Annotated in this window: 17 protein-coding genes, 1 pseudogene and 1 riboswitch; of the genes and pseudogenes, 9 read left to right on the top strand and 9 right to left on the bottom strand. The window is 68.9% G+C overall.

Annotated elements, in window-relative coordinates:
* Positions 1 to 303 (top strand): fumarylacetoacetate hydrolase family protein (locus tag ACGFIB_RS35565; RefSeq protein ID WP_393377809.1); only part of this gene is annotated, 303 nt, incomplete at its 5' end.
* A 307-nt stretch (positions 304 to 610) separates the two neighbouring features.
* A riboswitch (cyclic di-AMP (ydaO/yuaA leader) is annotated at positions 611 to 753 on the top strand.
* A 166-nt stretch (positions 754 to 919) separates the two neighbouring features.
* Complete coding sequence (locus ACGFIB_RS35560; protein ID WP_393377807.1) at positions 920 to 1,699, top strand: CHAP domain-containing protein; 780 nt, start codon at positions 920 to 922, stop codon at positions 1,697 to 1,699.
* A 121-nt stretch (positions 1,700 to 1,820) separates the two neighbouring features.
* Here ACGFIB_RS35560 and ACGFIB_RS35555 read toward each other — a convergent pair whose 3' ends face one another.
* The 3 genes from ACGFIB_RS35555 to ACGFIB_RS35545 form a co-directional block, all read right to left on the bottom strand.
* Positions 1,821 to 2,450 (bottom strand): DUF305 domain-containing protein, encoded by a 630-nt coding sequence (locus ACGFIB_RS35555; RefSeq protein ID WP_393377804.1) that lies wholly within the window; start codon positions 2,448 to 2,450, stop codon positions 1,821 to 1,823.
* Between the two features lie 70 nt (positions 2,451 to 2,520).
* Positions 2,521 to 3,183 (bottom strand): hypothetical protein, encoded by a 663-nt coding sequence (locus ACGFIB_RS35550; RefSeq protein ID WP_393377802.1) that lies wholly within the window; start codon positions 3,181 to 3,183, stop codon positions 2,521 to 2,523.
* A gap of 43 nt (positions 3,184 to 3,226) precedes the next feature.
* The gene (locus ACGFIB_RS35545; RefSeq protein ID WP_393377799.1) at positions 3,227 to 4,732 is read right to left on the bottom strand and encodes a M48 family metalloprotease; all 1,506 of its coding nucleotides are present in this window, start codon (positions 4,730 to 4,732) and stop codon (positions 3,227 to 3,229) included.
* A 535-nt stretch (positions 4,733 to 5,267) separates the two neighbouring features.
* Here ACGFIB_RS35545 and ACGFIB_RS35540 point away from each other — a divergent pair.
* Positions 5,268 to 6,068, top strand: coding sequence for an IclR family transcriptional regulator domain-containing protein (locus ACGFIB_RS35540; protein WP_142575146.1), 801 nt, complete (start codon positions 5,268 to 5,270; stop codon positions 6,066 to 6,068).
* Here the strand turns inward: ACGFIB_RS35540 and ACGFIB_RS35535 are convergent.
* Together ACGFIB_RS35535 and ACGFIB_RS35530 are read right to left on the bottom strand one after the other, a co-directional pair.
* Complete coding sequence (locus ACGFIB_RS35535; RefSeq protein ID WP_393377797.1) at positions 6,055 to 6,909, bottom strand: class I SAM-dependent methyltransferase; 855 nt, start codon at positions 6,907 to 6,909, stop codon at positions 6,055 to 6,057. The two genes, ACGFIB_RS35540 and ACGFIB_RS35535, sit on opposite strands and share 14 nt — an antisense overlap.
* A gap of 371 nt (positions 6,910 to 7,280) precedes the next feature.
* Positions 7,281 to 7,562, bottom strand: coding sequence for a hypothetical protein (locus ACGFIB_RS35530; RefSeq protein WP_393377795.1), 282 nt, complete (start codon positions 7,560 to 7,562; stop codon positions 7,281 to 7,283).
* Between the two features lie 234 nt (positions 7,563 to 7,796).
* Here ACGFIB_RS35530 and ACGFIB_RS35525 point away from each other — a divergent pair, with 234 nt between their 5' ends.
* Positions 7,797 to 8,675, top strand: a complete 879-nt coding sequence (locus ACGFIB_RS35525) for a pPIWI-associating nuclease domain-containing protein (RefSeq protein WP_393377793.1) — start codon at positions 7,797 to 7,799, stop codon at positions 8,673 to 8,675.
* Between the two features lie 1,561 nt (positions 8,676 to 10,236).
* On the opposite strand, the gene ACGFIB_RS35520 is transcribed toward ACGFIB_RS35525, so the two are convergent.
* Both ACGFIB_RS35520 and ACGFIB_RS35515 read right to left on the bottom strand, forming a co-directional pair.
* Positions 10,237 to 10,812, bottom strand: coding sequence for a hypothetical protein (locus tag ACGFIB_RS35520; protein WP_393377791.1), 576 nt, complete (start codon positions 10,810 to 10,812; stop codon positions 10,237 to 10,239).
* Between the two features lie 191 nt (positions 10,813 to 11,003).
* Positions 11,004 to 11,240 (bottom strand): hypothetical protein, encoded by a 237-nt coding sequence (locus ACGFIB_RS35515; RefSeq protein WP_393377788.1) that lies wholly within the window; start codon positions 11,238 to 11,240, stop codon positions 11,004 to 11,006.
* A gap of 66 nt (positions 11,241 to 11,306) precedes the next feature.
* On the opposite strand from ACGFIB_RS35515, the gene ACGFIB_RS35510 reads away from it, so the two are divergent.
* The 3 genes and pseudogenes from ACGFIB_RS35510 to ACGFIB_RS35500 form a co-directional block, all read left to right on the top strand.
* The gene (locus ACGFIB_RS35510; RefSeq protein WP_393377786.1) at positions 11,307 to 11,519 is read left to right on the top strand and encodes a hypothetical protein; all 213 of its coding nucleotides are present in this window, start codon (positions 11,307 to 11,309) and stop codon (positions 11,517 to 11,519) included.
* 4 nt (positions 11,520 to 11,523) lie between these two features.
* Positions 11,524 to 11,697, top strand: coding sequence for a hypothetical protein (locus ACGFIB_RS35505; protein WP_393377783.1), 174 nt, complete (start codon positions 11,524 to 11,526; stop codon positions 11,695 to 11,697).
* Positions 11,694 to 12,125: pseudogene (locus ACGFIB_RS35500) on the top strand (hypothetical protein); the annotation flags it as partial. The gene ACGFIB_RS35505 and the pseudogene ACGFIB_RS35500, both read left to right, overlap by 4 nt.
* 198 nt (positions 12,126 to 12,323) lie before the next feature.
* Here the strand turns inward: ACGFIB_RS35500 and ACGFIB_RS35495 are convergent.
* Entirely contained in the window at positions 12,324 to 12,647 is a 324-nt protein-coding gene (locus tag ACGFIB_RS35495) for a hypothetical protein (RefSeq protein WP_393377818.1), read from the bottom strand.
* Positions 12,648 to 12,837: 190 nt separating this feature from the next.
* Between ACGFIB_RS35495 and ACGFIB_RS35490 the strand changes: the two genes are divergently transcribed.
* On the top strand, positions 12,838 to 13,350 hold the full coding sequence (locus ACGFIB_RS35490) for a hypothetical protein (RefSeq protein WP_393377816.1): 513 nt from the start codon (positions 12,838 to 12,840) through the stop codon (positions 13,348 to 13,350).
* A complete protein-coding gene (locus tag ACGFIB_RS35485) occupies positions 13,340 to 14,224 on the top strand; it encodes a hypothetical protein (RefSeq protein ID WP_393377780.1) in 885 nt (294 codons plus the stop codon). The genes ACGFIB_RS35490 and ACGFIB_RS35485 overlap by 11 nt, the downstream gene beginning before the upstream one ends.
* Before the next feature lie 160 nt (positions 14,225 to 14,384).
* Here the strand turns inward: ACGFIB_RS35485 and ACGFIB_RS35480 are convergent, their stop codons facing one another.
* Positions 14,385 to 16,685, bottom strand: a complete 2,301-nt coding sequence (locus ACGFIB_RS35480; RefSeq protein WP_393377778.1) for a hypothetical protein — start codon at positions 16,683 to 16,685, stop codon at positions 14,385 to 14,387.
* Positions 16,686 to 16,848 lie beyond the last annotated feature (163 nt).

Genomic DNA, 16,848 nt, shown 5'->3' with positions numbered 1-16,848 from the left:
CTGGGTCCGTGGCTGGTGACGGCCGATGAGGTGGGGGATCCGCAGGCGCTGGGGTTGCGGTTGTGGGTCAACGGGGAGTTGCGGCAGGACGGGGATACGAAGAATCAGATTTTCGGGGTGCATCATGTGATCTGGTATTTGAGCCAGTTCATGGTGCTGGAGGCGGGTGATGTGGTGAACACCGGCACTCCGGCGGGTGTGGCGCTGGGGCGTGGCCCGCAGGCGTATCTGCGGGAGGGGGATGTGGTGGAGCTGGAGATCGAGGGTCTGGGCCGTCAGCGGCAGCGGGTGGGCCAGGCGTGAGCGAGGCGGATGTGAGCGAGGCGGGCGTGAGCGAGCGCGTGTGAGTAGGCCGGCCGGGTCGCCTTCGGCCCGGCCGCCCGCCGTACGGCACGAGCACCCGCCCGGCGGGCCGCAGGGCGGGCGTTGACGCCGTAGGGCGCGGTGTGGCGCATGTCACCACCGACGGCCCGCGGCCGTGAGGACCTGCGGAAGCACGGAACGGCGGCGGCCACAATGATGCCGTTTGCTGTGGTTTCTGCCGTGTCTTACTTGTTATCTATTAAACTTCCCGTGTGTCTCGCCGGTGAGCGGTCCTCAACCCGAGGACGACCGGCGACCGCCGAATCCCGGAAGTCATCGATCCCGGGAACCGGGGACCCACGTCTCCTGGGGTGAATCCGGACAATCCGGTAGGGCTGCTCCTGGCCCGAACCCGTCAGCTAACCCGGTAGGCGGCCAAGGAGAGGAGAGCGCGTGGAGTGTCGGCTCCACCTGCCCACCCGGTCCGCGTCGCATCGCCGGACCACTTGCCTGCCCTGGAACGTCTCCAGGCTTCCGGGGTGATGGCGCGCCCGTGACGGGCTGCCGCATCTCCCGTTTCTGATCCGCCCCGCCGCGGCCGTGGCCTCGGACGGCCATGCCGTCATGCCGCCACGCCCCGCGGGCCGGTTCGTCATGTCTCGAAGCGCGCCATGAGGAGCCTCCGATTTCCACCGATCCGATAGCTCGACAGCTGCTCGACGCCGTCCGCCCCGAACTGGGCTACCGCGAACGAGCCGGGAAACACACGAAGTTCGGCGAGTGGTACGCCGACAACGTCGCCAAGGACTCCGACTTCAAGGCCGCCCCCTGGTGCGACATGTTCGTCTCCTGGGCGGCGGACCAAGCCGGGGTGCAGGGCCAGGTCGGCGAGTTCGCGCTGACCACACGGCACGCCGAGTGGTTCAAGGAACATCACGCCTGGAGCGGCAAGCCCGAGCCGGGGGCCGTGGTCTTCTTCGACTGGTCGGGATCCAAGAAGATCCGCGACATCGACCACGTCGGCATCGTCGAGAAGGTCGTCGGCGGGAAGGTCCACACGATCGAGGGCAACGTCGACGGCGTGTGGCTGAAGCGCAAGGTGCGCGACACAAGCAAGATCGTCGGATACGGCCTGCCGCGCAAGGTCAAGGTGGCGCCGAAGGTGCCGGTGACGATCCAGCCCGTGGCGGCCGTGAACGCGAGCGTCCAGGGCGCCGCGGCGTCCACCGGCGGGAACATGACGGCCCCGCAGGGGAAGTCCCTCGACGTCGTGTGGTCGCCCGGCGACGCCGTCCTGCCGGCCGGTCTGCTGTTCGCGGTGGTCTCCACCGCCGTGACCGGGCTCCGGTCCAAGGCCGCGGCGGCGTCGTCCGGCGGGCGGCACCGCAAGAGATGACCGCCCGCGATGACCGCCCGCGACGAGCGCCCGCGACGACCGCCCACGGTGACACGCGCGGTGACTTCCCGCGCCCTCCGGAGCGGCGGGCCGTCGTGGCACGTCGCCTGCTCGGGCCGCGTCAACCCAGCAGGCTCTTCATCTCCGTGATCTCGGCGGACTGGCTGGAGACGATGGACGCCGCCAACCGCCGGGCCGGCTCGTAGACCCCGGTGCGCAGCTCGTCGCGCGCCATGGCGACGGCGCCCTCGTGGTGCCGGATCATCATCGTGAGGAAGGCCCGGTCGAAGGCCCGTCCGGACAGCCCCGCGAGTCGGCGCATGTCCTCGGGGGACATCATCCCGGGCATGGCGTGGTGCGCCGGCGCGTGGCTCTCCATGGGCGCCGGCTCGCCCCAGGCCGTGAGCCAGCCGCTGATCGTCCGGATCTCGGGAGCCTGCGCGGCCTCGATGCGCTGGGCGAGCCTTGCGACCCGGGCGTCCGCCGCGCGGCCCTCGGCCAGCCTCCCCATCTCCACCGCCTGACGATGATGCGGGATCATCATCCGGGCGAACATGACGTCCTGGTCGTTGTGGTCGGCCGCCGGCGTCGTGCCGGCAGGCCCTGCGGGCACGACGGGGACGGCGAGTACGGCGGGTGCGGCGGGCGGAGAAGGCGCCCTGGCCCAGGCGGCGGAGCCGTACGCGCCGTTCAGGCCGGCCGTCAGCAGGCCGGCCGTCAGCAGGGCCGCCGGCAGAACACGTCCCTTCATCGGCCAACACCTCCGTACGTCGGGGAGCGGGCCTCTCGCTTGTCGTACCCCGCCTTGAGGAACGTTCCCGTCAGCCGCTGAACGTGATGCGGAACCGGTAGTTGCCACCGTAGGTCGAGCCGCTGATGGTGAACGCCGCGCTTCCCGAGCTCACCCGGCCCGAGACCGTCGCCCCGGCGTTGACGGCGTAGAGGAAGGGAGACGTGCCGAGATTACGGCAGGGGACGATGGTCTTCTCTCCGTAGAAGTGGTTGAACGTGGCCCCCTCGGCGCGATGACTGTCGACCAGCTTGCCGGACCAGGAGGTGCCCGATCGGCTGGTGACCCAGTAGCCCAGCAGGTGCCGCGGGTCGCGTGCGTTACCGCCGAGATCGCGGGCCGACGCGGTGACGACGTGGGCGGAGCCGAGTTGGAAGGATCCGACGGCTCCGATGTTCCCCACGTAGAACTCCCAGTAGAAGGGGTTGCGCTCGACCCGGCCCGCGGCGGACTTGCGTGGGCCGGTGACGAATCTCGCGGCCATCTTGTATCGGCTGGTGCCGATGAACCGGCGCTCACCCGAGAGAGGACCTCCGCAGTAGTCGTATGAGTCGACCACCACGGTGGCGGTGCCGCGATAGGTCCGCACGGCGGACTGCGCGCCGGCCGCCGGGCTGGACGGGATCACCGTCCAGAGCGTCGCGGTCACCGACACGGCCGCCACTAATCCGCATTTGCGTGCTTTTCGGTTCATGAAGTAATTCCCTCCTTGTCGTACGTCGATCGAGGGTCGTTTTTCAGATGAAACTCGTCATATAGAGCGCCAGCGGAAGGACGGCGGCCAGTGCATAGGGAGCGAGCTGAGAATCGCGATCGCCGGCATGTCGTGTCCGTACGATCCACGGCCAGACGACCAGCAGCACCGCGCTCCCGCCCACGAGAAGCCGGTCGAAGGCGAGCCCGTCGACGATGCTCCGGAGCACGTGGGCGATCGCGGCGCCGATGTCCTCACCCGTGAGCATGAATGCGGGCAGGGCGAGGGCCGACACCAGCGCGAGCCGGACGACGAGGGTCGCGGGCCATGCCACGGCCAGCCCCGTGAGGCCGCAGAGGCGCCCCCCGGCGGCCTTCCTGCGCAGTGCGGCCGGCGGGTGAGTGAGCACTCTGCCGGCACGACTCAGCCGGCCGCTGGGAAGGGTCCGTTCGAGGGCCAGTGCCCGGATGAGCGCGTCGGCGCCACGCTGCCGGACGGCCAGCCGATCCGCGCTGAGTTCCGCCAGCCACAGCGCCATGACCGGCAGGAGCAGCATCCTCGCGACGACGGCGGCGTGGACGAGAAGCTGCCCGGTCATCAGGCGTCCGGCCGCGCCTCCGAGCACGACGTACAAGGTGATCGGCAGCAGCCCGACGAGCACGAAGACCGGGCCCCAGGCGCGCACCAGCCAGGTGAAAGGGCTGGCGAGACCGACGACGTGGTGATCGAGCTGCCGACGGTGGGCGATCTCGTGCAGCAGTACGGCCTCGGCCGCTTCGCGGTCGGCCCGCCACAGGACGGTCAGCGGGAGGAAGACGGCGATCCGCGCCTTCTTCCAGCCCACCGGATAGACGCGCGCCGGCATGCGGGTGCTCTCGCTGAACCTGATCTCGATGGAAGGGTCCTGCCGCCGTACGAACGCGCCGATCTCCTCGATGACCGGGTTGTCGCTGACTCTCAGACCGTGCCGCCGCTCCACCCTTTGTCCGCGGAACCCCGGCAGCAGCAGGCTCGCCACCGCCCCACACAGGATCAGCACAGGGAAGAGCTGGGCGATGCTCGCGACACCGAGCACGATGCCCGCCGTGCGGGCGACGCCGACAGAGCTGTTCGTGATCAGGGTCCAGTAGTCGGTGGCCTGGCGGGTCCAGTCGCCGATCAACCAGGGCACTCCGACCAGAAGGTAGGCGATCAGGTAGAACCAGAGCCACGGTGGCAGCATCCAGGAACGCGTTCGCCCGCCGAGCCGGGGCTCCGGTAGCGGCTGAGCGGGGTCGGTGGCCAGAAGAGCCGCGAGCAGTGCCTGGATCTCCTCCAGGGTGTTGCCCGGTTCGAAGATCGTCTCCAGAAGGCGGTAGGTCTGTTGCTCGGCTCTCTCCCTGCTGAGGCCGTAGGCGATCAGGCGCTCCGTCAGGACGGCGATCGCCTGGTCGAGCAGGCGTCCCTGGCCGGGGTTCAGCTCGGCAGGCGCCGAGGGGCCGGCGGTGGTGGCGGTTCGCTCACGCGAGGGGGTTGTGCCACTACGCCGCGCCTGGATGAGGGCGTACACGGCGAGCGTGTTCCCGATCAGTCCGTCGGCGAGAAAGGTGTGCAGGTGATCGGCGGCAGCGCGCAGGGCGTCGAGAATGGCCGGCAGCTCGCCTATTTCCGCGCCGGGCGCGAATCCCCCGGTTTCACCGCCGTCTCCGGTGGTGAAAAGCCGGCGGCGGCGTTCCCCGCCTTCGGCATAGGCGGAGCCGACCTCTGCGGCGAAATCGATCGCCCTCTTTATGGTGAAAGTGGAGACGGTGGGGCCGTGCGAGCCCCGGCCGGCCGGGAGTGTGTGAGCGCCGGCCGCGCGCGGCCCGACGAGCAGGGCACGGGGCGCGGGCGGCAGAAACGCGGGTGGCAGGTGGCGCCGTCAGGGTGTCGTTCGAACGGACAGAGGTCCGCTTAGCGGTCATGAGGAGGACTGATCTCACCGACCGCCGGGTTACGGCGGTGTGACGCGGGCATTCCGGACCACGCGCACGGCCGTCAGGCGGACACCGAACCGCGATCAGGGTCTAAAGTTGACTCGGCGAGTTCGAGCGGAAGAGGCGTTCATGGCACGAGGCGACACCGGACCTGACTTCATCGAGGCGCTCGCGCGCGGCCTCGATGTCATCAGGGCGTTCCAGCCGGGGCGCCCGGTCATGTCCCTGACCGAGGTGGCGGCGGCGACCGGCCTGGCCCGGCCCACCGCGCGGCGCATCCTGCTCACGCTGCAGGAGCTGGGATACGCGCGCTCGGCGCAGGGCGGCTTCGCCCTGACCCCACGGGTGCTCGAACTCGGCGTCTCCTACGTCCGCTCGACGGGCCTGTGGGAGGTGGCCAGGCCGCATCTGGAACGGCTGGTCGCCCAGACGCGCGAGTCGTCGTCGATCGCCCAGCTCGACGGGTCCGACATCGTGTACGTCGCCCGCGTGGCCGTACCGAAGATCGTCGCCCTCTCGGTGCAGATCGGGACGCGGTTCCCGGCGATGCAGACGTCCCTGGGCAAGGTGCTGCTGGCCGCGCTCCCGCCGGACGAGCTGGAGCGGGTGCTGGCCGAGCCGAGCCGGTCGGGCATCGAGCCGCGCTGGCGGCCCGATCAGCGGGAGCGCGACGCCGTGCTGCGCGAGGTGCGGGCGAAGGGCTGGGCGCTGACCGACGAGCAGCTCGCGCTCGGGATACGCTCGGTGGCCGCGCCGCTGCGGGACGGCTCCGGCACCGTCATCGCGGCCGTGAACGTCAACAGCCACGCGGCCGAGACCTCGCTGGAGAAGCTGACCGAGGAGCATCTGCCGCTGCTGCTGAAGACCGCCGGCGCGATCAGCGCCGACTGGGCGCTGTACGAGTCGGTCCCGCAGGTCACGGCGTCCTAGGAATCCGCCGGTCATGACCTGGCCGCCGCGGTTCCCGGCGGCCCGCCTGACCGGGCCTACGGGCGTAGACGTACATGACCGGTAGATCGAAGGCGTCCGGTTCGTTCAACAGCTCGGAGACCCGGGCGAGGTAGCGCGCCTCGAAGGCGGCCGTTTCCTCCGAGGAGAGCGACGCGACTTCGGTGTAGTTCGGGTTCGCCACATGGCCCCGCCACAGGTCCGCCGCGTTTCTGGGCGGGAGCGCGATCACACCCGGTACGGCCCGTTCGTAGACGAAGCCGGCCCTGGCCACCGCCGCGCGGCTGCTCTCCTCCGTGCCCACCTCAGCCATCGGATCGGTGAGGGCGAGGCCGAAGTCCGCGGCGCATTCGCGGAACACGCGAGCCGCGCGGGGGAAGCCGGCCCGCATCGCGGAGAAGCAGACCAGCCCGCCCGGCTTCAGCACCCGATGCCAGGCGGCGAACGCCGTCGAGGCCGGCAGATACAGCATCCCCGCGCAGCACAGGACCACGTCGAACGTCTCGTCGTCGAACCCGTCGAGAGCGGTGGCGTCCGCCTTCACATAGCTCACGTTGGTCAGACCGGACGCGGTGCACAGCCGGTCGGCCTCCTGCAGCATCCCGGCCGAGATGTCCACGCCGACCACCTGACCGGAGGGACCGACCGCCCGTGCCGCGGCCAGCGCCGCCAGCCCCGTGCCGGTGGCGGCGTCCAGCACGCGCATCCCGGGCGTCAGGCCCGCGAGCTCCACCAGCCGTTCGGCGTAACCGGTGTGCCAGCTCAGATGCCCGTAACCGGCGGCTCGCCCGTCGAAGTACGACTCCATCCGCCTGTGATCCATATGCCCATCATGTCCGCCCAGCGAAAGACTGTCGCCTACGGCCGTCCTGCCGACGCCGTAGAGGCATTTCAGAGGTGAATCGCTGTGTGAAGCGAACTACTTAGTGCGCCGAGCCCTCGCAGACCCGGACGACCGCTTGCACAGCATTCTCTCCTGGCGATTCCGGCACAGGAATCTCCCGATAATTCTGGCGGGGACGAGGCTTCCTGATTATCCAAGGCGGGTCCGGCTCAGCGTCGTCGGCCTCGCTTGGGACGTCGAGCCCATTCCCGGCGAGCCGCCACCGGATCTTCCTGATCGGCCTCGCAGGGAAGCCGGAGGCGGCCTTGGCCGGCCGCGGATGAACCTCACTGTTGTGCCAGGCTCTCGTCTTAGGTGCAGGCCGAGCTCAGGGCGTCCAGGCGGGCATTGAACGTCGCCGCCGCGGCACCGCCCCACCGCGCGGTGAACCACGAGGCGAGGCGGTCGGCGCCGGTCTCGCCCTCCATCTCGGCCAGCGGGGCGCGCTCGCCAAGCTCGGCGGCCAGAGCGCGCAGCGCGATGCCGTAGGCGTGGGCGGTATTGGGGTTGGCGACCTGGGCGAGGAACGCACCGGCCCCCGCGCCCAGCGCAGGAGCGGCCGATGGCGATTGCAGGCGGTGGACCGACCCCACGAGCGCCCTCCTTACTCGGGCGGCGACACGTTGAGCAACCGCGCAACTCTCGCCCACAGATGGCGTCGCACACGAATCGCAGGTGGTCCTGTTCGGTTCACTCACTCTCGATAGTCAGAGGCGGGCTGTCGGTCCGGACAGTTATCCTGAGTGACACAGTAAATAGGAAGGACCCCGGCGCTGCCCGCCGTTTCTGTCGTACGTCTGGCGTTACCGTAGCGCGCGGAGGTTAAAATGCCACGGAAGGTCACCCCGGCCCAGTACAACCGCATGGTCGACGACTACAACCGTAAGCTGAAGCAGTCCGTCGACAAGTTCAACCGCGAAGTTACGGCGCATAACCGCAAGGTTAAGCGCGCCATCGACGACTACAACCGCGACGTGCGCGCGCACAACGCGCGCGTGCGTTCCAATCGACAGCGGCTCAACGCCGAGATCGCGCGGCTCAACCGCCAGCGCTCGACGACCCGCTACGTCACGGTGCAGACCTCCACGATCGCGCTACACACCGCGTACTCCCACGTAGACGAGCAGTCCGCATTGTGGAACGAGCGCGGGCAAGAGCTGGCCGACTTGGCGGAAGCAGAGACGGCCAATAGCGCGTATGTCGCCAACACCCTCCTGGACGAGACAGCCGCCGACGCGGAGGAGACCGAGGAAACGTCGCTCACCGACGAACTGTCCGCCCTATCACTAGACCTGCACAACCGCTGGGAGGGCGCCCGCTTCGCGATCAATCCGCGAAACCCCGACGCTGCGCGACACTTCTGCACCAGCGCCCGCGAGGTGATCGTGGAACTGATCAACATGAAGGCTCCCGACGCCGCGGTGCTGCAAGCTAAGCCGAACTGCGAGCGAGGACCGGACGGCAAGGCGGTCGCGCGGCGAGAGAAGATCGGTTACCTGCTCGATCTGAACGGCGCCAGCTACGAGGCCCTGGGCGACTTCATAGATACCAACGTCAACGACGTGATGAACCTGTTCTCCCAGTTCAACAAGGGCACACACGGTTCGGCAGGACGCTTCGACATCCCTACCCTTCGTACGATCAAGCACCGTGTCGAGGACTCGATTCGATTCCTATCCACGCTGGTCCGAGGCGCCAGCCGCTGACCCAGCGTCAACGGCAACGCTGGTCACAGATCGCGGTCACGAGCGGTGTTTCATGAGCAGCCAGCATTGACCAGGCAAGTCACAGCAAGATCAACGCCGTTTGGGGCTCATGACACGCTTCTTACCGGCACCCCACATCAGTCGGGATGGCGAGCCGAAGTGCCACAGGACCGGCGTACGTCACGAACAGTCCGGAGGCGCCATCCGGTGCCAATTCGGGAGGGCACAGTGAGCATCGACGACATGAACGACTACGACAGCAAAGCCTGGGCAGAGGTCGAGGCCTGGCGTGTCAAGCGCCTGAATGCTGCGCAACGGCACTTGCTCCCGAAGGCGGCCCGCGAGCGACTCGCCAAGGTTGGAACGGCAGCGCAGGACCGGCTAAAGCAGGGCCTTCCAGGAGCTGTTCTTCAAAGCGCTCGACGGTCTTGTCGGCACGGTCAAACGGTTATCGATCGCGAGCGTTCGCCGCCAGGCAGTGGTAGATGCCTACGCCAAGCGCGGGCACGCGGTCACCGAGATTTCGCATGTTGGCAAGCTTGAGTTGCGGATATAGACAAGGTCAAGCCGCGCCTCGATCTTTACTACACGCTCGCCAGCACCGTCGAAGGAGCTTGCGCTGGGTTCGCAGTCTCCGGTGGGGAGATCGTCGCTGCCGGAGGCACGGTGTTCAGCGCCGGGGGTGGGGCGCCGCCCGCAGCCGGAACGGTGGTCGGCATCATGGCCGCCGATGCGGCGGCTGTCCTTGTCGCCGCGACTCGGGCGGTCGTGCACACTGCCGCCTACTACGGCTATGACACGGAGCTGGCGGATGAGCGAAGCCCAACAAACTCAAGGGTTATTTCCTCGAGTACGGCGGGTTGACGGTGACTGAAGGTTCTTCAGTGGGAACCCGCCGTACTCGAGGAAGCAGGATATGCATAAACCATGCTTACGACTCCCGGGTGGCGGGAGTCCTACGACCGGGCGCGGTCGCGCAACGAGTGTGTGGAGCAACTGCACATGCGAGAACGTCGTGGTCACCTGGAACAGGGGCGACCTATACGCCAACCTTTCTCCCGGCGGATCCATCGAGAAGATTCCGCCGCCAAACCGCTGCCGGGGCACTCCCCTGCCCGACGACCGGTTCACGGCGACGACGGAGACCGGAAAGCGCTACACCTACGGGCGGCCCATGTGCCCCGGAGAGACGTGGCACATCCGCAACCCTCTTTCATCCTGAAATCGCAGCTCATAGCCGGTGAGGCCAGCGATCATCAGGGCCCTGGCTGCGCCGACTGGGAGCGTCCGGTAGGCGGCGAGCTCCCGAGGCGTGATGTTCAAGATGCGTGCAGTGTCGGTGACCGCCATCGACCGTAGTGTTCGCCGAAAGATCGAAGTCATCCAGGGCTCGCTTGATTTGTAGCGGCTGAGGGTCCGGCTGAGTTGCTGCGCTTCCGGTGACGTAGTCACCCGAGGTAGTCTGTCGGTGACGCCGGGAACCGCGGGTTCCTGGAAGCCGTGGGGCCAGGTGACCTGGGGCATGACCGGGAGCCTGGCCTGGCGCGTTTCAGGGTTCGGATCAGAGCACCCTCACGGGGAAGTCGATCACTTTGTCGCCGAGAATCTCCCGGTAGCGAGGGTCGCCCAGCTTCTCGGCGCGGACGGCGCCGGCCACGATGTCGGCGACCCACAGCAGGGCCTCGCCCGCGCCGGGCAGATGATCGATACGGAAGTGAGTGCCCTTGGGCAGGGTGTATCGGGCGTGCTGCACGGTGGTGATGTCCCTGGTGTTGAGCGTTGGCTGGCGGGCCTCCATGAACAGCTGCTCGACTCCGAACCCGTGCAGCTCGAGCACCAGCTGGTGAAGGCAGTAGGCGCGGGCGCGCTCTTGTCTACGCTGGTGGACCGGGGACCCGACCGCAACGACATGCAACCCCTCGATCTCGGCCACCGTGTAGGCCAGCTCCAGCCGTTCCTTGTCATCGCGGGCAACCCAGTGCAGTTTGGCCGGGGTGTGCCGGGCCTGTGCCTGCAGCATCTGCGCACGGGCCGACTCCTGTGCGGAAGCAGGGATGATCACGGCAGCGATGATGTAGAAGCCGGTCGTGTCGTGCTCCTGGAACGACTCATCCGCCCACGCGGTGCTCGCCCTCACGCGGCATCGTCCCCCGCGGGCCTCCTCGGGATCGGGCCCGTAGCCGCCTCGTAGTCGGCGATGGCCAGGAACGCCGCGTGGTAGACCCCGATCATCACCCGCCGCATCTTCACGATCGGCTCCCAGCCACGATTACTGCGAACCGGACTGGCGGATGGATGGTCGAGGGCTGTGCCGCCGGGAAGCCGTGCTCAGTCAGTTGGCGGTTCACGTGCCGTGTCATCCGGGCCACCCGGCGCGGTCGGCCTGCCGGGCGAGTTCGCGCAGCAGACCAGCGCGCGCTGGTCGGTGATGTGCTTTCCGGTGACGGCGTCGTTGAAGACCGCGCTCACGCTGGCCGCCTTGCCTGCCGCCACGAGGTGCTCGGTGCATTCGGTGATGTCGGCGTCCGGAGTGATGGTGATCTGGACCTTCCTGCCTCCGCGCATGCTCGCAATCCTGCCTTGCGATGACGTCACGATGCGGGCAATGATGCACGGCCAGGGTCGGTGGCGATGGATGGGGACGGGCAGGGCCGTCGGCGCAGGCGGCGGGGGCCGAAGCGGCGCCACGTCGTGCAGTTCTCGCTCGATGACGGCGAGTACGCCGAACTGGAGGAGGCCGCCGCCCGCGACGGGTTGTCGCGCGGCGCGTACGCGGCCAACGCCGCCCTGACCGGCGCGCGATGCTGGGCCGCAGGTCGCTGCGCTGCGGGAGGCGCTCCGTGAGCTGATGCGGGCGAGTGAGCAGGCCAGGAAGATCGGGTTGAACCTCAACCAAGCGGTGGCGGCGCTGCATTCGACGGGGGAGGAGCCGCCGACCCTGCGCCTGTACGCCGCCGCCTGCATGCGCTTCGTCACCCGGCTGGATGAGGCGGCGCACGCCGTACTGAAGAAGATCCCGTGATCGGCAAGGTACGGCGCGGCGGCCGCGTGGCCGGGCTGCTGCGCTACCTATACGACCCGGGCAAGGCCAACGAGCACGTCAACCCGCACCTGGTCGCCGGCTGGCGGGCCCCGGACGAGCTGGAGCCGCCGCCGCGCGCGGACGGCAAGCGCGACTTCACCCGACTCACCACCCTGCTCAGGCAGCCATGCGCGGCCATCGGCGAAGCCGAGCACGTGTGGCACTGCATCGTCCGCGCCGCCCCACAGGATCGAGACCTGACCGACGCCGAATGGGCGCACGTCGCGCGCGAGGTCATGCACAGCACCGGGCTCGCGCCGTACGGCCAGGAGGCGGAGGCGGTGCGCTGGGTCGCCGTCCACCACGGCGACAACTACATCCACATCGTCGCCACCCACGCCCGGCAGGACGGAGGCAAGGCCCGCACCTCCAACGACTTCTACCGGCTGCGGGAGGCCTGCCGGGCCATCGAGGCCGAGCTCGGCCTGCGCCGTACCGCTCCGGGGGACCGCACCGCGCCCAAGCGGCCCACCCGGGCCGAACGCGAGAAGGCCGGGCGGCGTGGCTGGTCGCAGATCCCGCGCGAGGGCCTGCGGCGTCAAGTCGCCGCGGCGGCCGCGGCCGCGCTATCGCCCGAGGACTTCCTCGGCAGGCTGGCGCAGGTGGGGGTGCGCGTCAGGTTGCGACGGCGCGACGACGGCGAGGCCGTCGGGTACGCGGTGGCGCTCGACCACCACCGCACCGCCGCCGGCGCCCTCGTCTGGTACGGGGGAGGGGCGCTGGCACCCGACCTGACCTGGCCCATGTGCGCCCGCTGGCGCCGCACGCCCCGGGACGAACTCCGGGAGAAGGTCGCGGTCGCCGCTCGTGACGCGCGCGACGAACAGGAGTTCTTCCGCCGCCTGGCCGAGCAGGGCGTGCTCGTACGGCTGCGCCACAGCCAGACCCACCCCGGCCAGGTCACCGGGTACGCCGTCAGCCTGCCCGGCATGACCCGAACCACGGACCGCGCCGACCGGGGGGAGCGGGGAGCAGATCTGGTATGCCGGGGGCCGCCTGGCGGGCTGGCTCACCCTGCCCCGGCTGCGCCACCGGTGGCGTACCAGCGAGGCCGGCTGGACGCGGGCCGAGCGGGAGGCGTTGTACGGCGAGGCCGCCCGAGCGGCGTCGGCCGCGGCGGCCCGGATCAGGGACGATCCGGCCTCGGCCGCCGACGCCGCCTGGGCCGCGGCCGACGCCCTGCGCGTGGCCGCCGCCGTGCTCGGCAATCCGGTCCTGGCCAAGGCAGCCGACGAATACGAGCGCGCCGCCCACACCCCCTTCGGCAGGATTCCGACGCTGTCACCGGAGGGCTTACGGCTGCGCTCCGCGGTCCGGCTGCTGGCACTGTCGGGCGTCATGGGCCGGGACACGACCCTCACCGGCGTGGTCCTGGTCGGCGCGCTGACCTCCCTCGTCACCGCGGTCGCCGACCTGCGCCGGGCCCAGCAGCACGCGGCCCAGGCAGCCGCTGCCCGCCAGGCGGCGAACCGGCTGCTCACCCAGGTCACGGTGTCGCCAACGCCTCCCGCTCACCCTCAGCCCGTACGGCTGCCCCAGGACCCTCCCGGGCAGTCCGAAAGCACGGCCAGGGAGCCCCGGCATGGATGGTGAGCACTACGACGACCCGATGCGCGAAGCACTGGGACGAGCGGCCGGGCGCACCGCCCAGCTGACCTCGCTGCTCGCGGTCGCCGTCCAGGTCGGAGTCGACGTCGCGCGGCGTCGCGCCGAGATCGCGCAGGCCCGTGACCTCACCGCCCGGCGGGAGCTGGAACGGCAGGCGCACGCCGTACGGCAAGCCGCCCGGACCCGCTGGGCGCCAGCCCACGACGCGCGCTGGCTCGGCGAAGCCGACCTGCTCGACGTCGGCAGGGTCTGGAGCACTGCCGTGCCGCACGCGGCCGACGACCCCACCGCCGAGGCGGCCGTACGCAAATGCGAGGAGCGTCTGCGCACGTTGCATCCGCACGCGATGGCCGACTACGACCGGCTGCGCGCAGACGGGATGAGCCGACTGGAGGCAATGCATCAGGCCGCCCCGTCGTTCTCCCGCGACGCCCGCGGCCCCGCCCCGCGCCGCGCGGCAGTGACCGTCGGCGTGGGCCACGAGGCGGTGTTCGACCGCTTCGAGCACGGCCCCTTCCGCGAGGACTGGGAACGCGCGCGATGGGAACGCGCCGCCATGCAGCGGGCGCACGAGCTGCTGGAAGAATTGGACGCCTGCCCGGGCGGTGCCGCGCCGACGGACGCGGAGCTGCGGTCGGCCTTGGAGACCCGAACGAACCTGCCGCTACAGGCCATCGATCTGGCCGTGGCCGGGCGGACCGGTACCGGTACGGCCGTTGCCCTGGCCGCCCTCGATCACCCCCACACGATCAGCGAGGTCATGGCCGCTGCTTCCACTGGATCGCCATCCACCGAGGCCCCGGCCGTTCCGCGTCCGCATGAACTCGCCCCGAACGCGGCGAACCCCTTCCGGCGTTGACGGAGGCTCCTGGCGTCGGCGTAAGGATGGAATCCGTGACCGGTGACTCCCCCAATGCTGCGCGCGCCGGTAGCCGTCAGAGCTGAAGCCGCCCGCGGTCCGCTGGGTCGAAGAGCAATGGCTTCCACGCTGACCGCGCACTTCTCTAGCGCTTCGGTGCTCAGGACGCCGACGCGGCCTTGCTGGGAACAAGGCTTGGAGGCATCTCCCGCTGGGGTTCCGCGTAGAAGGCGTGCGTGCGCTCCACCTCACGCTGCCACACGAGGTGAAGGGCTCGCTTAGTCTGGGGGACCTTGTAACCGAGACCTGCAAGGACCGCGCGGAACTCGGGAGCCGCGCTTCCGTCCGGTGACGTCACGAGCGCGGACAACAGGGGCCGTGTGCTCCTGTCGGTCTCGTCCGCCTCGACGAGGCCGATGACGCACAACCAACTGTCCGCACCAACCTGTTTTGCAAGGTCCTGCAGGCTAATGGTGGACTGATCGCGAGCGATCCTCTTCAAAATGGCGGCCAGGCGGTCGCCGACCTGTGTTGCGAGGTCCCGAAGATTCCTGGTGCTCTTCGGCGCGACGGTTGTGCGGTCGACCATCTCGCTCGGGGCCCAAGGGACGGTCTCTTCCCATGCCCCGGCTGGCTTCTCCCCCTTGTCCTGACCGTCCGCCGGTACGGCGGCGAGCCACTGGGCCGTCAGACTGAGCTGTCGCTCCTCGCTGGGGGTAGCATGCGCACCAAGCTTCCTGAGCAGGGACCTCCCTTCGTTGTAGAGCTTGCGCACCTCATCCGTTGCCCCCGCGAGTTCCGCCTTCAGTAGTTGATCCAGCACGTCCCGGAGCCGATCATGATGCTTCGCGCGGACACTCTCAGCCCTCGACTCTTCGGCGCGGGCGCGCGCCGCTCGATCTCGTTCTGATAAGGCTTGTCTGAGCCAGGCCTCGCGCTCGCGCAGCTTCCGCACCTCTGCGGCGAATTTCAGGTTATTTGTTGAGACGCGCGCTAGCGCCTTCCGGAGCTCGTCTATAGCGCGCTGGACATCCTCAAGCTTGCCGTTGGCCTTCGCGTGATCGATGCGCACAATGAGCGCAGCGCTGTGCCGACGAACGTCCTGCTCGACTCGTGCATGAGTCTCCTCCCTCGCAGTCGCCCAGCGTCGCAGTTCTTCGACCGTCTGCCGTTCCTTCCGGTAGTTCGGCTGTGTGAGCACCTTGAGCAACTTATCGTTGCTCTCCAGCAGTCCCAGGAGAAGCTGATAGTTACCTTCTCTCCTCGCTTGCCGCATTTCCTGAATGAGCGAGGTCAGTGTGTGCCGAGTCAGTCCCTTGGGTTGTTGGGGGGTGCGAGTTTTCTTCTCAGCAGGCGCGGGTGCTTGGATGGGCGCTGCCGGTGCAGGCTCTGCGGCTGGCGTCTGCGGGAGTGACGCGCTCGATCGTCCGGGGGCGTGGATGGCGCTCAGGCCTGCGCTGAAGACGGTCCAGACGGGCGTCGCGTGTGTGGACCCCTTCATCGCGTTCACGGAGGCGGGCTTGATGAGAGCGTACGGCTCGTCGACCAGAAGATCGATGCGATCGGGCACCATGATCCGGGCGTGCATCCGCTCGCCCTCACCGATCCGAACGTCGGCGGTGGCGACGTGTGAGCCTTCGGGGATACCGGGCCCTGCTATCGGTCGGGTCGCAGCCTCCTGTGGATAGATGACGATGTCCTCGACGTCCAACGGGAAGCCCGGCAACCTCGCGGCCGACGCTGATCGGCGCGGTTGGGTGGGTCGGAGCTTGCGGAGCAGCGGCGTGATGATCCCTCGCTCGCTGATGTCGCAGTCTTTCAGCTCCGACCACTCGAGGTCACCATCATGCGTCTCCGTGCCGATCTTGACAACGCGAGCACTGCCTTGCTGCTCGCAGCGTACGCGCAACGCGTAGCCGTCCCGGTCGATCAGGTATTTCGCGTTCCCGAGCGCGTGAGGACCCAGCATCCAGTCGACCCGGCCGAGCCGTGCCCGAAGCTCCTCGTCTTCCTTCGTCCACGCGTCGGTTGGAAGATTCACGAACTGGACCTTGATGGCCGAGCGGTTTCGGCCCGGGTTCACCAGCAGGTCGGTGCACTGGCCCTTCACCAGGGTGCCCCGAAATGGCTGCGCCCCGCCGGCCCTGCCCAGGCCGGTGGTCAATCCGCGATGGATGTAGAGGTGGTCGGCGCTGTCCGGGCCGGAGTACCGGCGCTCGCATTCGGGGGCTATCCCTTTGGGATCCGGGTGGTGTGCGAAGTGGCAGACACGGTCGCCGTAGAGCTTGGGCATGAGCTCCCATCCGCAGCCGTCGAGGTGCCTGCCGCAGAAGAAGCGCTTTCCCTTGTAACGCGACAGGTAGTGCACTGCCTCCTTGCGATCGGTGGGGAGGGAGAGTGGGTGGTCGGAGTTGGGGCTGTCGAGAACTGCGGTCTGAACGCGGCGCGTGTCTTGAGCCATGGCATCTCACGAGATTCGCGAGGTCGCGGACCGGGGATTCCGGCCCGCGACGCTGGGGGGGTGGTTGCTGGAGATCGGCAATCCGACTTCGGGGGCCTTCTCGGACACGCTGCGGGTCGTTCGTCTGCGCGGGCGGATGTTGTGGGCCGGGGTCCGGCAGACG

Source organism: Microbispora bryophytorum (assembly GCF_043197435.1).
In the GTDB taxonomy this organism is placed as follows: domain Bacteria; phylum Actinomycetota; class Actinomycetes; order Streptosporangiales; family Streptosporangiaceae; genus Microbispora; species Microbispora bryophytorum.
The sequence above is the reverse complement of the archived record's forward strand: the minus strand, read 5'-3'. Positions and strand labels throughout refer to the sequence as shown.

Excerpts from the sequence above, each read along its gene's own strand:
- ACGFIB_RS35560 (WP_393377807.1), top strand. The coding sequence starts at position 920 with ATGCCGTCATGCCGCCACGCCCCGCGGGCCGGTTCGTCATGTCTCGAA.
- ACGFIB_RS35555 (WP_393377804.1), bottom strand. The coding sequence starts at position 2,450 with ATGAAGGGACGTGTTCTGCCGGCGGCCCTGCTGACGGCCGGCCTGCTG.
- ACGFIB_RS35550 (WP_393377802.1), bottom strand. The coding sequence starts at position 3,183 with ATGAACCGAAAAGCACGCAAATGCGGATTAGTGGCGGCCGTGTCGGTG.
- ACGFIB_RS35540 (WP_142575146.1), top strand. The coding sequence starts at position 5,268 with ATGGCACGAGGCGACACCGGACCTGACTTCATCGAGGCGCTCGCGCGC.
- ACGFIB_RS35535 (WP_393377797.1), bottom strand. The coding sequence starts at position 6,909 with ATGGATCACAGGCGGATGGAGTCGTACTTCGACGGGCGAGCCGCCGGT.
- ACGFIB_RS35525 (WP_393377793.1), top strand. The coding sequence starts at position 7,797 with ATGCCACGGAAGGTCACCCCGGCCCAGTACAACCGCATGGTCGACGAC.
- ACGFIB_RS35515 (WP_393377788.1), bottom strand. The coding sequence starts at position 11,240 with ATGCGCGGAGGCAGGAAGGTCCAGATCACCATCACTCCGGACGCCGAC.
- ACGFIB_RS35510 (WP_393377786.1), top strand. The coding sequence starts at position 11,307 with ATGGATGGGGACGGGCAGGGCCGTCGGCGCAGGCGGCGGGGGCCGAAG.
- ACGFIB_RS35505 (WP_393377783.1), top strand. The coding sequence starts at position 11,524 with ATGCGGGCGAGTGAGCAGGCCAGGAAGATCGGGTTGAACCTCAACCAA.
- ACGFIB_RS35485 (WP_393377780.1), top strand. The coding sequence starts at position 13,340 with ATGGATGGTGAGCACTACGACGACCCGATGCGCGAAGCACTGGGACGA.
- ACGFIB_RS35480 (WP_393377778.1), bottom strand. The coding sequence starts at position 16,685 with ATGGCTCAAGACACGCGCCGCGTTCAGACCGCAGTTCTCGACAGCCCC.